This is a genomic window from Paenibacillus riograndensis SBR5, from assembly GCF_000981585.1.
Taxonomy (GTDB): domain Bacteria; phylum Bacillota; class Bacilli; order Paenibacillales; family Paenibacillaceae; genus Paenibacillus_AQ; species Paenibacillus_AQ riograndensis.
The window spans coordinates 3,181,985-3,199,239 of record NZ_LN831776.1; the positions used below are offsets into that span (position 1 = coordinate 3,181,985).

The 17,255-nt window shown below is 44.9% G+C and carries 15 protein-coding genes; 10 read left to right on the plus strand and 5 right to left on the minus strand.

From position 1 onward, the window contains the following. Positions 1–203: 203 nt before the first annotated feature. Both PRIO_RS12950 and PRIO_RS12955 read right to left on the minus strand, forming a co-directional pair. Entirely contained in the window at positions 204–1,190 is a 987-nt protein-coding gene (locus tag PRIO_RS12950) for a poly(ethylene terephthalate) hydrolase family protein (RefSeq protein WP_144412104.1), read from the minus strand. Between the two features lie 61 nt (positions 1,191–1,251). After that, on the minus strand, positions 1,252–2,229 hold the full coding sequence (locus PRIO_RS12955; RefSeq protein ID WP_020434194.1) for an alpha/beta hydrolase: 978 nt from the start codon (positions 2,227–2,229) through the stop codon (positions 1,252–1,254). A 296-nt stretch (positions 2,230–2,525) separates the two neighbouring features. Here PRIO_RS12955 and PRIO_RS12960 point away from each other — a divergent pair, with 296 nt between their 5' ends. Both PRIO_RS12960 and PRIO_RS12965 read left to right on the plus strand, forming a co-directional pair. Further along, a complete protein-coding gene (locus PRIO_RS12960) occupies positions 2,526–3,032 on the plus strand; it encodes a TetR/AcrR family transcriptional regulator (RefSeq protein WP_046502759.1) in 507 nt (168 codons plus the stop codon). 136 nt (positions 3,033–3,168) lie between these two features. After that, on the plus strand, positions 3,169–3,474 hold the full coding sequence (locus PRIO_RS12965) for a hypothetical protein (RefSeq protein WP_020434197.1): 306 nt from the start codon (positions 3,169–3,171) through the stop codon (positions 3,472–3,474). A 168-nt stretch (positions 3,475–3,642) separates the two neighbouring features. Here PRIO_RS12965 and PRIO_RS12970 read toward each other — a convergent pair whose 3' ends face one another. Continuing rightward, positions 3,643–4,194, minus strand: coding sequence for a sugar O-acetyltransferase (locus tag PRIO_RS12970; protein ID WP_020434198.1), 552 nt, complete (start codon positions 4,192–4,194; stop codon positions 3,643–3,645). Between the two features lie 130 nt (positions 4,195–4,324). Continuing rightward, entirely contained in the window at positions 4,325–5,506 is a 1,182-nt protein-coding gene (locus PRIO_RS12975; RefSeq protein ID WP_046502766.1) for an MFS transporter, read from the minus strand. 128 nt (positions 5,507–5,634) lie between these two features. Between PRIO_RS12975 and PRIO_RS12980 the strand changes: the two genes are divergently transcribed. From PRIO_RS12980 to PRIO_RS13010, 8 genes are all read left to right on the plus strand, one after another. Beyond that, complete coding sequence (locus PRIO_RS12980) at positions 5,635–6,567, plus strand: AraC family transcriptional regulator (protein ID WP_046502771.1); 933 nt, start codon at positions 5,635–5,637, stop codon at positions 6,565–6,567. Between the two features lie 41 nt (positions 6,568–6,608). Further along, on the plus strand, positions 6,609–6,860 hold the full coding sequence (locus tag PRIO_RS35520) for a beta-galactosidase (RefSeq protein ID WP_231869878.1): 252 nt from the start codon (positions 6,609–6,611) through the stop codon (positions 6,858–6,860). A 472-nt stretch (positions 6,861–7,332) separates the two neighbouring features. Continuing rightward, entirely contained in the window at positions 7,333–9,084 is a 1,752-nt protein-coding gene (locus PRIO_RS12985) for a sensor histidine kinase (RefSeq protein WP_046502776.1), read from the plus strand. Further along, complete coding sequence (locus tag PRIO_RS12990; protein ID WP_020434204.1) at positions 9,077–10,222, plus strand: response regulator transcription factor; 1,146 nt, start codon at positions 9,077–9,079, stop codon at positions 10,220–10,222. The genes PRIO_RS12985 and PRIO_RS12990 overlap by 8 nt, the downstream gene beginning before the upstream one ends. A gap of 154 nt (positions 10,223–10,376) precedes the next feature. Next, a complete protein-coding gene (locus PRIO_RS12995) occupies positions 10,377–12,053 on the plus strand; it encodes an extracellular solute-binding protein (protein WP_039791395.1) in 1,677 nt (558 codons plus the stop codon). Between the two features lie 66 nt (positions 12,054–12,119). Further along, positions 12,120–13,079, plus strand: coding sequence for an ABC transporter permease (locus tag PRIO_RS13000; protein WP_020434206.1), 960 nt, complete (start codon positions 12,120–12,122; stop codon positions 13,077–13,079). 30 nt (positions 13,080–13,109) lie between these two features. After that, on the plus strand, positions 13,110–13,997 hold the full coding sequence (locus tag PRIO_RS13005; protein WP_020434207.1) for a carbohydrate ABC transporter permease: 888 nt from the start codon (positions 13,110–13,112) through the stop codon (positions 13,995–13,997). 102 nt (positions 13,998–14,099) lie between these two features. Continuing rightward, entirely contained in the window at positions 14,100–15,872 is a 1,773-nt protein-coding gene (locus tag PRIO_RS13010) for an extracellular solute-binding protein (protein ID WP_020434208.1), read from the plus strand. Positions 15,873–15,930: 58 nt separating this feature from the next. On the opposite strand, the gene PRIO_RS13015 is transcribed toward PRIO_RS13010, so the two are convergent. After that, positions 15,931–17,211: a glycoside hydrolase family 27 protein gene (locus PRIO_RS13015; protein ID WP_046502786.1), complete on the minus strand. Its 1,281-nt coding sequence runs from the start codon at positions 17,209–17,211 to the stop codon at positions 15,931–15,933. Positions 17,212–17,255 lie beyond the last annotated feature (44 nt).

The following is a 17,255-nucleotide window of genomic DNA, read 5'->3' on the forward strand; positions in this document are numbered from 1 at the left end:
TATGGACATATTTACATTTTCAAATTTGGTAAGAAAATGAGGTGTTGCTATTATGGTATGCATTGTTAAATTTCTTGGATCATCGTACCATGGTAAGCCATCCCAAATAAACAAGTGTGCACCAGCTTGTTCTTTGAATTTCGGTATCGTTTCCTTTAATATCTGCTGATATATATCCGCTCTTTCTTCATCAAATAGTTATGTTATTTTGCCTGATAAATCTGCTGATTCTGGTAAAGTGGATTTGTTAATATTTCAGCATCATTTGTAAAGAATGCCGCTTTGGCTTCTTCATCATCCTGCAGATAATACATAAACCATGCAGTAACATATCCATCTGCATAGTAGAGCATTTGTCCATGATCGGCATCGTTTCTTCTTGCCAACACTTTAGTTGTTCCATCCTGTATATTTGAATACAGTCCCTGCAAATTTTCAAGAGATGCTACAACAGAATCAAATTCACCTGTAGAGCCAACAATCAGCGAAGGTGTCTTAATAAGGGTTGAATCAGCATCCCACATAAAATCATTGCCGCTAAAAGAAGCGTCTGAGCTGAGGATAACAGCAGCCTTATAGCTTGCCGCATGTTTTTGAACGGTAATTGCATTAACAACACCGTAACCACCTTGTGAATGTCCTGTAATACCAATGTTATTTAAATTGATTTTTTGATAGAAAACATTGTCTTTGTTGTCGAATAGTTCGGAACTGTTCAGCTTTTCAAGGAATCTGACGCTCATTTCTGCGGAAAAACCATTCCATGCGAAATCTTCTTCGGTAGCAATTGTGATGAATCCCCATGATGCCATATGTTTTTGAAGAGCCTTATACTTAGAACCTTTGATTCCCGTGCCATTGACAAAAACTACCACAGGAGGCTGCTTGTCTATATCTGCAATGTCTGAGGGGTAAAAAATCTCGTATTTTTGAAACGACATCATGGCATAGCTTTCAAAATAACTTACTTCATGGCTGCCCATAGCCATATATTTAGCTTCCAGTTCACCGGCTGTTTTCACTGTTGTCGTGTAATTTTCAGGGACACTCTGAATATTTTCCATAACTTTCCCGCACCCATTAAGTAGAAGTGAACCTGCACCTACTACTGCCAAAATAATAATTGGAATACGCCACCATCTAATTTTTCTTTTTTCACTTCTATTATTCACTGTCATTGTTTTCATCATTATATTTACCTCCACACTCTAATTTCATGCGACTAACGGAATTGCTGTTCTGTTTGATAAATTATTCGACTGGTAGATAAGTATCCAGATATTCTTCCACTGTTTCCATATACTTTACATACAGAGCATTGTCATTTTGAAGTGCATGCCCCGAATGCGGGAATTCGATGTACTCATGGGTTACGTTATTTTTTTCTAAGGCATTAATCAGATGCTTCACAGTATCAAAAGGGCACACTCTGTCATATACGCCATAGGCGGCGACAGTAGGTACCGAATGTTCATTAACCCACATATAGGCTGAAATCGGTTTGATTGCTTCTTCATAAGCTTCCGTGCCGAGCAAATCTGCCTTAATGTCAGTACCGGCCATGATTGAGAACAAATTGGCTGCCGCCTCCGGGTTTTGATCGAGACCGTATACAGACCAGTCTTCCGGGTAGAAGCTCGACGGCCCTACAGCTTCAAACAGCATCTTCACCGGAATGGGTGATTCATCCGCATCCCGGTATGCATAAAGCATCGCCAGCGTCCCGCCTGCAGAACCGCCGGATATGGCCATTGAATCAAGATTGTATCCCAGCTTCTTAGCCTCTTCGACAACAGCGGGGATACTGCTTTTAATTTCCATCGACTGTGAATAAACGCTCGCCTCAGGGTGTACTTCATCGCGAAGGGTGTAATTGATTCCTGCTGCCACGTAACCTTTAGAAGCCAGCCACTTCAGCATGCTTGCATCATCCGATTTATCACCCGTAGTGAATCCTCCCGCATGGAGATATACGACAAGGCCATAGGCTTCTTTGGTATGATCAGCCGGTACATATAAATCGAATTTATTGGCTTCGCCGTCTCCGTAAGCAATATCGGTGTAGCTCGTTCCCATCTCATCGTTCCAGTCTACCGAATATTTTTTTAATTCCGGAGAAGTATAAGTCACTTTGAAGATAGCCGACCCCGCAAAAGAAACGATAAACGCCCCTATACACAGCAGAATAAACATGCCTGTTTTGTTTCCCTTCTGTTTACCTTTACTCATAGAAAATTACCTCCGAACAATGATCCGCCAACCATCAAATTAATAAGCATTCGCACTGCCAGTCTTCCTAAAATCAACCCGATAATCATGACTGCAGCGAGAATAACGATTCGTTTCATCGTGAAAAGTTTTGTCATATGTGTCTCCTTTGTCTCTGCGGTTTAAAATCGTATCCTTTGCCCTTGACAATCTGCTGCAGCAGATGTACTCTAACGACGTATCAAATGTACCAGCCCTTATTGGCAAGATCAACATTTACAACAAAAATGGCACAAATCAGGAGGAAATGTACCATCATGAATAACGAAGAAAAAAACACTTTTGTAAAAGAACAAATTACGGAAGCTACCCTAAAGCTATTAATGAAATACGAACTTTCTCAAATCTCTATAAGTCAAATCACTGCGAAAGCGCAGGTGAGCAGAAATTCTTTCTACCGAAATTATGTCGATAAAGAGGATATCTTACTGAAGCACATTAAGAATTTAATTTCAAAGTGGGATGCGGATTATCAACTAATAAATAATGATTCCAATGCAGAACTATACGGCAGTTTGTTTAAGCACTTAAAAGAATATAGCGATTTTTATCTTTTACTAAAAAAAAGAAATTTATTTTATCTGTTTTTAAACATTTTTACCGACCTATATGGAGCCAAAACCGAGCACGACAATATGACAGCCTATGTTACATCTTTTATCGCCTACGGGACTTATGGCTGGATCGAAGAATGGATTGGTCGTGGCATGCAAGAATCAGCCGAGGCCATGTCGTCGCTTCTCTCATCACATGGGATGAAGTAATATTTATTCCTTTGAAAGCAATAATTTATGGCATGTATACATACTTACGCTTCTTTGGTAATGAAGAATTAAGCTGATGAAGGAACTTTAGTTCAATGACTCAGTAGCAGTTGTCCTCCGCGGAAGCTATCCCTACTTGGCGTTAAGCTATCGGGTACAAGAGATCAGCGATGAAACCGAACTGGGTGATGCCAATGGATATTATGAAACATGGAGACATCGTCCCTGGGGGAGGAATAAGGCATATTTCAACTGGGATGGAACTTTGAAAAGCTCAATACTGGACATTGCGGGCAATTCGATAACAAAATTGGCATTGGAAATACGCTCTCGGACGTTGACGAGCTTTGCGGGGATTTGCTTTGAGCTTGAGGATGTGGATTACGATGAAGAGTGGGATGAAATGATAGCGCCAATTTCCGCCATTAGCGTTTTCACTTAAAGGGGAACATTGTTCCGCTAACGGGTACGATAGTTGAACAAGTCGAGAAAAAGGATAGGGCCATCCCGCAAAAGGATGGCCCTAAAACTTGCCGTTACAGACAGCGCGGAGAGCCGTATCACAAGTATCTACTTCACCTTATGCGGCATGATAAAGTCTGTGTGACAATTAAAGTGAGCGGATCGCCGTACAAGGGTTGCCGACAGCCAAAGTGCTCGGTGGGATATCCTTAGTAACAACACTACCTGCACCGATTACACTATTTGCGCCAATCGTTACGCCTGGCAATATGATGACACCAGCACCGATCCAGACATTATCGCCAATCGTAACAGGAGCTGTGTATTCTAGCCCCGCCAAACGGTGCTCCACATCCATCGCGTGATTTTCCGTTATGATACAAACATTGGGGGCAATAAATACGTTGTCTCCAATAGTAATGAATCCGCTGTCCATTAGTTTGCAGTTGAGATTAATAAAACAGTTATTGCCCAGTGTAGTATTATAGCCATAAGTACAAAAAAGCTGCTGCTCCACAACACAATTTTCACCGACCTTACCGAGCAATTCGCGTATAGCGGCACTTCTTAATTCGCGCTCAAGCGGGTGTAGGTTGTTGTAGTCGTACAGTTTCTTCACAGTCACATCACGGTCCGCAACAAGTTCTGGGTCATTAGGTTGGTATAACAATCCAGTATGTGATTTTTCTTTTTCACTCATTTCAGACACCTCGTAAAATGTTGATTTTCTCTCAAAAATTCTGTGTTTTCTCGGCAAAAAATGTGATTGCGATAAATCAAAAAGTAGTTTGAAAAGATGAAGCATAGCAGGTACTGGAGAAGCAAACGATTTAAAGCAGTTTTATTTGCTGTTCCTTCAGAGTAGCTCTTAGACGGTAGATGGAGAAGAGCATCATACAAAATAAGAGCACTATAAAATAAGGGAATATACTCATGCTAAGTTTTTGAGCAAGTATACCGTAAAGTGGAGGCATCAGGGCAATCCCGACATAGGAAACAGCCATCTGAGCTCCCATCATGGACTGTGAGTACTCTTTTCCAAAATTCTGTGGAGTTAAGTGAAGAATATTAGGGAATATAGGGGCGTTACCAAGGCCGATTAATAATAACGCACCAACTGAAACGCTTGTAGGCAATGGCAGCATAAGCATGAAAATCGCGGTAATCAAGACACTCTGGCCGATATAAATTAACTTCCAGCTTGATAATCGGGTTGCTGCCAAACCTGCTAACAATCTACCGGTAGCTAGTCCAATATAATACAAAGCAAGGCATTTAGCAGCGTTCTCGGCAGTTAATCCTTTAGTGTTCACTAGAAAAGTGCTCCCCCAAATGCCAGCCGTATACTCAATAGCGCAAGAGCTGATGAGAATAAAGAATACTGCTCTAGCAGAGGGAAGTTTAAATAGTGTGGTAATGCTGACGATATGAAAAACTTCATCTTCAGCTTCTTGCTTGTGTCGATTTACTTTCTTCCAGAGCGGTAAAGAACACAGGGCAATCAATGCGATAATTATCTGAATCCAAAATGCATTGCTATAACCACCCCGCCAATTATTCTGTTGTGAAAGTGCAAGTGACATGATATATGGACTTACAGAAACTCCAAGACCGTAAAAGCAGTGCAAGAGATTCATATGGCTGGCTTTATAATAAAGCGCAACATAATTGTTGAGCGCTGCATCTACAGCTCCTGCACCTAGTCCTAACGGAAGAGCGAATAGACAAAACCAAATTATATTTGGTGAAAGCGAAAATCCTAATAGTGCAGTAGCTGTCAGGAAAACACTGATTGTAGTGAGCTTGGCTGTGCCGTATTTATTAATAAGCCTTGCACTAAGAAGACTTGAAATGGTTGTACAAGCCGAAATGGTAAACGTCACAGATCCTGCTGCTGAAACTGGTAAACTAAATTCATCGTAAATAGCTGGCCAAGCAGCCCCGAACAAGGAATCAGGAATTCCAAGACTTATAAAAATGATGTAAATGACTACCAGTAGCAGTGTTGCCATAATATCCTCCTCTGGAGATGTGTGTGAGATGTAATATATCACAAGAACTTTTCAGTTTACTTGCAGTATTACATAAAATCATTGTACAATATCACATTATTAATTGAGAAAGGACGGATATATATAATATGGTTATTACAAATGACCAGCTTCGGGAAATGACAACGCATGGCTCGAAAAATTTTCCAATTCAATATTATCTTGATGATATTAATCATTATCCTGACCGCAGAATTAATTGCCATTGGCATGATGAGATAGAGTTCGCAGTCATTCAAGAAGGGGAGGCTAACTATCAGATCGGTGATCAAACGGTTGTGCTCCATAAAGGAGAAGGGATTTTTATCAATTCGGGGATTATTCACGGTTATGAAGCTGAGAATCATACACTTGTTCCAAATATAGTGTTCTCTCCGGAGTTAATTGCTGGCGGAAATCAGACAGTGTATCAAAAATATATACAGCCAATACAAAACTCTCAGATCTCTTACTTATACTTAAGCAGCAGGGTTAGCTGGCAAGAGGATATTCTGATGTCCTTAAATCATATTTTTAGCACATGCAATTCAGAGGATGAGACAAGGGAACTGGATATACAAATTGCAATTACCTCTATTTGGCGCCAAGTGTTTCTGCATCAAGATTCCTGCAGTTCATCTCCTCATACCGCAACCTATATCACTACCCAGACACGTCTGCGTTTGATGATAGAGTACATTGCAAACCACTTTATGGAAAAAATTCGTCTTGAAGATATTGCGTTTGCGGCTAAAGTAAGTAAAAGTGAGGCTTTGCGCTGTTTTAAAGAAGGAGCAGCTACCTCACCTGTAGATTATTTGATCCAATTTCGTCTTAAGCAAGGCAGAAAAATGTTATTGACTACAAAAAGAAGGGTTACAGATATTGCTGGAACAGTCGGATTTGACAATGTAGGGTATTTCGACCGTTTGTTTAAGAAGGCATATGGGGTTACGCCAAACCAGCTACGTAGACATGCTATAGAACAAGGGCTCGCTCTTTTACATCATAGAGCAGAAAAGCGGACCCGGGGGCTGGGTTAACAAGTCTGCTATGGCAGAAACGCAATTGTGACAAAAACTGATTGTGGACCTATCAATCTATTGCCCACGGTGCAGATCTGGTCGTGTACTTCCGGTTGTGCACGGCTGTGGTGAGTATCGAGATTTACCACAATCAGCCTAACCACCGCGTGAGGGAGGTTACACAGATCGGAGAAGAAATCCTGCGGAATGATGATCAGATTGCAAAGACTAGTTATCATGTGGATATTGCGATTGTAAGAGCTTCAGTTCCGACGGAAGATCGGCAATGCTCGATTCATGTTGGTTTGTAAAAGCAGTCAAGTTTTTGGTTTATGGGAATGTTCAGATATTTTTTGGTTAATCAACTAACCGGTCAGCATCTGCTGACCGGTTTTTCTACAATATGGTAAATAAAGGTATGGCGAAGTTAATTTCAGGTACTCAGGACAAAGCGCTAAATGTGTTATGAAATTAAACTAATTATTAATAGGACGAATTAGACCTACATGTAAGATAATCATGTGATCATTCAGGCGGTTCGGGTTGCATATGCAAGTCCAGTCTAATTAATGATCCACTTGTTGCCTCTGGGGCTTTTTTGTTTAAAGGCAGATTAAATAAGGACACTCCCGGTTGCTGCAAATATATTAGCAAATGCATATTAAATTAATATAAATGTGAATTCAAGATCACTATATAACAATTCAAGCAGAAACAGCCTTATATTTGTCGAATAATAGGTGCGATAATGAATTTAGATAAGCCATAGCTGGGGGGATGTCGATGAGTGCAAAGCTAAAGCTAATAATGAATTACCTTCAGCAGGCGACGATGAAGAAACGGATCATGTTTATTTTTGCAAGCGCTACCCTGATTCCCTTTATTTGTGTCGTGCTTCTGTCCTACCATACGATGTCTTCCATATTGGCGGGCAATCTGGAGAGCAGTGTTCGCAGTAATCTGAAACAGGCTGAATTGTCCCTGGAAAGGACTATAAGCAACCTGAATCATGTCTCCCAGCAGCTTGCGCTGCAGGGCAGTATCGGTAAGAAGGTTGATTTACTCCTTTCCTCCGATAAACAGTTTGAACGTGCTGTGCTGACGGAAGAGATTAATACGGAGATTAATTTGATTTCTTTTACCAATCCTACGATCGGTTTGATGATGTACTATTCTAAAGTTAAAGGTACTTACATGTTCAACAGTACCATCGTTAAAGAGGATTATGAGATTACCGGATTGCCGCTGCTGGCAGAGTATTTCCGGATATCTTATTTTGGACCTCATATCAGCAATGAACGTTACAATGACGAATATGTGATCTCCGCGTTGCGAAAGGTAGATTTACCCGGGGATCCAGATGACATGTATGTTTATGTTGAATCCGGCTTCAAGATGACCCCTTCTATCTTTGAGGATAATCAGGAGGATGCCTCCTATTACCTGATTCTGGACAATGACAAACGGATTGCATACAGCGATGTTCCGGAAGACTTTGCTATGGATGATTATTTCGCGGACAGCGGGAGCAGCGGTGACGCAGGCCTGCAGAACGGATATTACTGGTTTGAAAGTACAAGCAATCAAGGATGGAGCGTTATCTCACTAATTCCCGTGAATGAATACAACCAGCAAAAAAATCGCTGGGTCATTCAAATGATCTATTTGTTCCTGTTGTTTCTTGCCGTCAGTCTGCTGATTGCCTGGTTCCTGTGGAAAATGGTCTATGTTCCGCTGCAGCAGTTCAACCATCAGATCAAGTCCATTGCACAGCGGAATACGGCAGTTACCGAGGTCACGCGCATTAAAATACCCGAGTTCGATTTTCTGCTCAAGCAGCTGCAGAATATGAAGAACCAGATTGCCGAGCTGATCCAGGAAGTTGAGGTTAAGGAGAAGGGGCGGGCAGACCTGGAGGTGGAAAAGCTGCTGTATCAGATTAATCCGCATTTTCTGATGAATACACTGGATACGGTCCACTGGCTGGCAGTGATGAACGGGCAGAAGGACATTGATAAGCTGGTCGTTTCGCTCAACAAGCTGCTGTATTACAATCTGGGCAAAAGAGGACTGGTCTCTACGATCCGTGAAGAAATCGACTCCATCCGGCAATATTTAACGCTCCAGCAGGTCCGGTATGACTTCGGCTTTGATGTACGGATTCATGTCGATGATGATGTACTGGAATTACCGATTCCCCGCTTTATTTTGCAGCCGGTGCTGGAGAATTCCTTGTACCACGGTCTTCATGATGAGGGCTATATTCAGGTTGAGGTAGGAAAGGAAGAAGGGCAGATAATCATCTCTGTTTATGATAATGGCGCAGGCATTTCAGCAGAAGAAATCGCGAAGCTGCTGCATCAGCAGCAGGTTGAACAGCAGAAAGCCGGAATGGGCATTGGAATGAGTTATGTCAAACGGATGATTGAGAACCAGTACGGCGGACTGGCCAGCCTGGAGATTCATAGTGAACTGGGCCAGGGAACAACCGTCTTTTTGAAATTACCGAGCATGGAGGTTTTGCCGAATGATTAAAGTCTTAATTGTTGATGACGATAACCTGGTGCGCAAAGGCTTAAGATCTATGCTTCCCTGGCTGGAGTACAACATGGAAGTGGTTGGAGAGGCTAAGAATGGTGAAAAGGCGCTGGATTTCCTCGCTGAGCAGCAGGTAGATTTATTGCTCACCGATCTGGCCATGCCGGTTATGTCCGGTATGGAGCTGATGCGAGTAGTTCGCAGGCAATATCCCCGTATCTCTATTGTTGTGCTCACGCTCCATCAGGATTTCGAATACATTCAGGATTGTCTCCGGCTGGGGGCAATTGATTATATCGCCAAGGTTGAACTGGAAACGGACAGCTATGATGAGGTAATGGGCAGGATCAGCGCCAGAATACAGGAAGAGAAAATGAAGAATGCTGCGCCGGTCAATTTAACCGCTGAGGCGGTGTCTGGTAATAACAGCTTCTATACTGTTATTCCCGGCCAAATGCCAACAAATGAAGTAATCCGGGATACAGCATCCCTATCCATGCCGACAGTAAGTATGGATTTACTAACCGGGCTGAAAAAGTCAGGCCAGTCACTGGGCTGGGTTCATAAGGAGTCCGAATTCGTCAGGTTTCTGGAGAGTTTGAAAGGTGCAGCATTGCCTCCTGCCAGGCTGACCGGGTTCCTAAATACATTACTGCCCGGATGGAACCGGATCTATGCTTCTGTAACGGGGCAGCAAATCGAACTGCCGGAGACCTTCGTTGCTTGGTTTGAAGTGGAAGAATGGCTGAATAACACCAGACAATCCTTGGCTGCTGCCATTGGCAAGCCCCAGTACTCGGAAGAGGTTAAAGAATGTATCGCCAGAGCGGTGCAGGCTATGCATGAAGAAATGGCTAATCCGGTCATTGCTTCCGAAATGGCCAAGAGAGTGAATATGAGCCGAAGTTATTTCAGCCAGTGTTTTAAGGATATGGTCGGGATGACCTTCAATGATTATTTGCGGACAATCCGGATGGACAAAGCCAAGGAGTACCTGCAGTATACACAAAAAAACATGCAGTGGATCTCCGAGCATACGGGATATACGGATCAGAAGTATTTTAGCCGGGTATTTTACGAGAAAACAGGCATGCTCCCTAGCGAGTACAGGCAGTCCGTTCAAGCGGGTGGATAAATGTCCGATATTTAGGGGGATAAATGACTGCTGCTCCAGCATGAACTTCCCCCATTTCTCTACCCAGATTCGAAGCCGCTTTCTATCTCGAAGGCGGTTTCTATCCTATATACTCAGTTTACAAGGTGTTATCACTGAGAGAAGGGAAGGTAAGATGAAAAGAAGGCTTGGGATGATTGCTGTGCTTCTTATATCGCTAACGACAAATGCATGTAGCAACAGCAAAAATTCAAACTCAGATGCAAGTCAGCATGCCAAACTGCTTCCCGGTTCATCGGGCAAATATGAAGAGCCCGTCACCATTCATATCGGTACCACAGTCGAGTCTACCAAATCTCTGCTGCAGGGTGAAACCCTTGTTGATAATCAATATACCCGTAATATCAAAAACAACTTAAATATTATTGTCGACTATTCCTTCAAAGCCTCACCGGCGAATTATAACCAGAAGGTAAGCCTGGCGATTGCCAGCGGTGACCTGCCGGATGCAATGGTTGTCGGCGCTGTTGAGCTTAAAGAAATGGTAGAGGCTGACCAGCTGGCGGATTTAACCGAGGTCTATAATACCTACGCGTCTCCAGTAATCAAGAGAATTGTTGACAGCACAGGCGGAGAGGCATTGGGCAGCGTAACGTTTAACGGTAAAATCCTTGCACTGCCTAATGTACAGCTACAGGCAGACGGGATACATCTTTTATGGCTTCGTAAAGATTGGCTCGATAAGCTACAGCTCAAGCCGCCGCAGACGATGGAGGAACTGGAAGCAGTTGCCCATGCGTTCGTTGAACAGGATCCGGACGGCAACGGCCAGCGGGATACGATTGGGCTGGCCGGACCAAGTGCAACGGGCAGGATGTATGCCAATTTTCTTCAGTCAACCAATAATCTGTATGGTTTTGACGGGATATTTGCTGCTTATAACGCCTACCCTGGCTATTGGCTGGAGAATAACGGCAAGGTTGTATACGGCTCCATTCAACCTGAGACCAAGGAAGCCTTGGGGATATTAAGGAAGATGTATCTATCAGGGGCAATTGATCCTGAAATGGGGGTGCGTGAAGATCCGGGAGAATCTGTTGCAAGCGGGAAAACGGGGATGTTCTTTGCACCATGGTGGGCTCCCTATGGGCCTATCGACGATGCAGTACGGAATAATCCTGAGGCAAATTGGCAGGCGTATGCACTCCCTCTGGACAAGAGTGGCTCGTACCGCCCGCATATGAGTAATACTACAAGCCAATTTGTCGTTGTCCGCAAAGGGTATGAGCATCCTGAAGCCGCTATGTTAATCGTTAATAATCTGGTACTTGGGGAAAGCCGGGGCACCTTCACTACCGAAAGAGGTCCCACGGAGTACCCGTTACGCTTGACTTATGCGGCAGCTGATGAAACCGAGTATGAAGTGAAGGCACTCCGGCAAGTATTTGCTGGTACTAAAACCGCTGAAGATTTCTTGAATAAGCCTGAGTACAAGATGTTGCAGTCCGATATCCGCAATATTGGACCTGTCAAATTAGGACCTTACGACAAATACGATATTCAGTACTGGGAACCAGATAAGAACAGGGCCATGTGGGTTCGCGCCTATTCTTTAATGGTTGGCGGATCGCCGCTAGTGGACAATGAGATTAAGGGAATATTCAGTGCCACTTATACTCAGACTCCGACGATGGAAAGCAGATGGCTGAAGCTTCAGCGGCTGGAAGATGAGACCTTCTTGAAGATTATCCTGGGCGCGGCTCCACTGGAAGCCTTTGACCATTTCGCTGAGGAGTGGAAGCGGCAGGGCGGAGAAGAGATTACCCGTGAAGTTAATGAATTAGAGCGTTAGCTACAATGAAGATTCCAGGGTAGCGCTGGCGCACCTATTATTATTTAGAGCAGCGGAGGAGAAACAATGGACATCAATCCTGCAAGTAAATCTTTAGTGAATGCAAGCACCCCCAAACATTTGCGCAACAATGATAAATACCGCTTGTTCCTGATGGCGCTGCCATTTCTGGTCCTGGCCTTCTTATTCTCGTACCTGCCGCTTTACGGATGGATTTATGCCTTCTATGATTACCGGCCGGGTATTCCGCTCTCAGCTTCCGAATTCATGGGTTTGGACTGGTTCACTTCGATGATTTCCAATGAAATTCAGCGACAGGAAGTTCTGAGAGTACTGCGCAATACCTTTGCTATCAGTTCTTTAAATATTGCTACTTCAGTTTTACCGGTAATTTTTGCAGTGTTTCTGGTTGAGCTAAGAAGCACCAGGTTCAAAAAAATTGTACAAACGCTTACAACACTGCCGAATTTCATTAGCTGGGTGCTTGTTTATTCCTTTGCCTTCATGCTTTTCTCGGTAGATAATGGTTTTTTGAATAACTTGCTGCTGGATTTGGGTTGGATCTCAACACCCATGAATATTCTCGCCTCCGATAACCATACCTGGATGGCAATGACTTTATGGAGTATATGGAAAGGGCTCGGCTGGGGAGCAATTATGTATATTGCCGCTATAACCGGGATTGATCAGGAGATCTATGAGGCAGCAAGAGTCGATGGAGCCGGAAGATTCCGGTTAATGTGGCACGTAACGGTTCCGGGCATTATGCCTACCTTCTTCGTACTGCTGCTGCTATCCATCGGAAATTTCATCAATAACGGAATGGAGCAGTTCTACGTGTTCCAGAATGCAATGAATACGAATCATATCGAGGTTCTCGACTTATATGTGTACAATATCGGAATGACAAATTCCAATTTCGGCTTCGCTACAGCAGTGAGCATGCTTAAATCACTGGTCAGTCTGTTCCTGTTGTTCGTGGCTAATACCATGTCGAAAGTCATCCGCGGTGACAGCATCTTTTAATAGACAGACAGAAAAGGAGAGAAGAGACATATGCCTGCCAAAGAGAAATTTACGTTGTTCCACTTCATTAATTATGCCGTTTTTGCCCTTATCACGCTCATCTGTGTATTTCCATTCTATTATTTGTTCATCAATACGATTAGTAACAATGACCTTAGCAGCAGAGGGCTGGTTATGTTCTATCCCAAGGGTGTTCACTTTACCAACTACATGGATGTCTTTAAAATTCCCGGCCTCGGACAGGCGGCACTGATGTCGGTCGGCCGCACAGTGATTGGTACCCTTTTGACGGTTGCCGCTTCCGCCTTTCTCGGTTATCTGTTTACCAAACAAATGTGGGGACGCAAATTCTGGTACCGCTTTCTGGTCATTACGATGTATTTCAACGCCGGTTTGATTCCGTGGTATTTAACAATGCTGAATTTAGGTCTTACTAATAATTTTGCCGCTTACGTACTGCCGTTTATCGTCCAGCCGTTCTTTATTATTCTTGTCAAAACCTTCGTCGAATCTACACCGATAGCCTTGCAGGAGTCTGCACAGATTGATGGAGCCGGGTATTTCAAGGTGTTCACAAGTATTATCTTACCGCTCATTACGCCAATACTGGCTACCATTGCCATCTTCTCGTCAGTTACCCAATGGAACAGCTTCACAGATACGTTGTTCCTGGTCACGGATCAGAAGCTATTCACACTTCAATTTATTCTATATCGTTACATGAATGAAGCGACTTCCATCGCCCAGCTAATGAAGCAGTCTACAGGTGCTATGGATCTGGATCTGGCCAATATGGCAACGCCAACCTCCATCCGCACCACCGTATCTATGGTTGTAGTACTGCCGATTCTGCTGGTGTACCCGTTCTTCCAACGGTTCTTTGTAAAAGGAATTATGATTGGTGCAGTCAAAGGCTGACTGCCGGAGGTTCATTACTTGAAAGGGGTGAAATTCTTCCACGAAACGGTGTTGTATTCAACAATAAGAATAATGCGTTCAAAACAGGGGAGGATTTAAAATATGAAAAAGAGATGGGCCGGAACGGCACTTACCGCTGCAATGTGTGCGATGCTCGTATTCACTTCAGCGTGCAGCAGCAATAATAACGGCGGGAATTCAGCAGGCAGCGCAACAAACGCACCAGTTGCTTCTGATAACAACGATAATACAGATAAAAAAGAAATCACCATTGATGTGTTCTCCATGCTGGCCAACTATGCCGGGGAGCAGCCCGGCTGGTTTGCCAAGCTTGTCAAAGATAAGTTTAACATCAAGCTTAACATTATCGCCTCGAACCTGGCCGGCGGACAGCAAAAAGTCGCAACCATGATGGCTTCAGGAGATCTGGGTGACCTGGTAGTCTTCGGCACCAACGGCAAGGACTATCAGGATGCAATCAAAGCAGGCCTGCTGCTCGATTTTACGAAGGACGATATGCTAAATAAGTATGGTCAGGGCTTGCTCGCTAATGCTCCGGAAGCCATTGAAGCAAATAAGAAGCAATTCGGTGGAGGTACCGCGGTGTACGGAGTTGGATTCGATGTAGGAACAGGAGAAGGCCCCTCCGAAGGGGCGACAATGAACTATGGACCGAACCTCCGCTGGGACTTGTACCAAAAACTCGGCAGTCCGGAAATCAAGACACTGAATGATTATCTCCCGCTGCTGAAGAAAATGCAGGAACTCGAACCAAAGAGTGAGAATGGTCGTCCGACCTACGGCATCTCCCTGTGGTCCGACTGGGATGGCACTTACATGACCCTGGCTAAAGTTATCGCCCAGTTCCACGGTTATAATGAAGGCGACGGACTGAATCCAGCAGGGCTGACCCTGACGCATCAAAATAAGGACGAATGGCAGGGTGTCCTGGATGAAGACGGATATTATCTTCAAGGTCTGAAGTTCTATTATGACGCGAATCAGATGGGACTGCTTGATCCTGATTCCTTAACGCAGAAATTCTCGGATGTCTCCAACAAGATCAAGGACGGGCAAGTATTATTCTCACATTTCCCTTGGGTTGATAACGTTTACAATACGCCTGAACGTACAGCTGAGGGCAAAGGCTTTGCTCTAGTGCCTTTTGCCGATGAGAAAGTTACTTCTTACGGACAAAGTCCGTATGGCGGCAACCGGGTATGGGCAATCGGTTCAAAGGCCAAGGAACCTGAACGTATTATGGAATTCCTGAGCTGGCTGTACTCGCCTGAAGGCGTGATGGAAGCGAATTATGGTCCAAAGGGCCTGGCTTGGGATATTGATGAGAGCGGGAAGCCGTTCGTGACCGACTTCGGCTGGAAGGCGTTGCCTGCGAATGCTGAACCTGTACCGGCTGAATATGGCGGAGGCACGTTCAAGGACGGTACAAACCAGATTAATAATACTACTTTGAAGCTGACGAACATCAACCCGGATACCGGTGAAACCTATGACTACAACCTGTGGCCTTCAACGCTGAATCATGATCCGGACCCGGTCACCAAAAGCTGGCGCGAAGCTACGGGAGTGATGACGGCGAAAGACTATTTTGTGAAGAACAACATGATTGAAGTATCGAAGCCGTTCTTCACGACTGAAACTCCGGTCACTGTGCCTGCCCAGCTGCAGCAGAAGATTGACGGAATCGGCAAGATTATCAAGGAGTACTCATGGAAAATGGTATTTGCCAAGAATGATGCTGAATATAACAAGCTCAAGGAAGAAATGATTACGAAATCCAAAGGCCTTGGTTATGATGAGGCTGTAGCCTTTGAAGTCGGCAATGCTGAAAAGATGGTATTCCCGAACAGATAAGCTTATTCAAGACAAAAAAGCCTGTAGTCCAAACGATTCTGGACTACAGGCTTTTTCCTTACAAGAAGCTATACAGGCGTACACCATGAGACGGTACAGTTGTCTGAAGCACACCTGCGGCAATTTTGGCTGGCGTCCCGCTCCAGAGCTCAGTGCCGGAGGCTGAGCCGCTGAAGCCAATCTCCTCAAGCGCCAGTTCCACCGGCAGTAGGGTGTCGCCGACGTTGAATACAGCAGCATACCGGGTGCCATCGCTGTGTCCTGCAGTCCAAACAATAAGCTCATCTTTGCAGAGTGCTTCTCTGGCTCCGCAGCTCTCGCGGTGCAAGCGCAGCACCTCACGGTTGGTCAGCAGCGATAGTGTCCAGTCGTCATTGTCCCGCAGTTCACCGCCGAAGATCAGCGGAGAGCGGAAAATGCTCCAGAGCGACATCATCGTCAGCTGTTCGTCACGCGTGAATCGGGTCCAGCGGTCTTCCCCGCCGCCATCCACAGAGCGAATGCCAATATGACCGAGCGGCAGCATGTCGCAGTCCGGCCAGGAGCCGGCCTGCGGAACGCCCTGCCATTTTCGGCAGCGATCGAACATGTCCAGAAGCAGTGGCCACAGGTCCCAAAAATCATCTGTTACGCGCCACATGTTGGCATGCTCTACGAAGAAGTCCGAGTACTCCACCGGAGCAGGACCAGGCGAGAGACTCAGCACCATAGGCCGGCCGCATCGTTCGATCGCTTTGGAGATCAGGGCGATTTCTGGCTGATGAGTATCGTACAGCCGGGAAGCTGCGATATCATCGACCTTCACCAGATCAACGCCCCATTCTGCGTACAGTTCAAAGAGCGAATCGTAGTAAGCCTGTGCTCCTTCTTTGGAGGCATCTACACCGTACATATCCGTATTCCATGGACAGATGGAGTTCGCGTGCGCTATCTCGCGTGCCGTTGCACTTGTACCCAGTACAGGAGTGGCAGCGTGGGCGGCCTGCCGTGGAATACCGCGCATAATATGAATACCGAATTGCAGGCCAAGACTGTGGACATAATCGGCTAATGGCTTGAAGCCCTGACCTCCCGCTGCGGAGGGAAACCGGTTCTCGGCAGGCATCAACCGGGAATATTTATCCATCACTAGCGGTACGAATGGACGGTATTGTGAAGAATTCGCAAAGGGCTCGTACCATTGAATATCGACGGTAATGTAGCTCCAGCCGAAGTCTTTGAGATGTTCTGCCATATATTGCGCATTGCCGCGGATTTCGTCTTCAGTTACGGCTGCACCATAGCAGTCCCAGCTGTTCCAGCCAAGAGGTGGAGTAGGTGCTGCAAGTTTATGATTCATTGTAAATCTCCTTTACTGATGTATTATTGCTCTTGTCATACTCA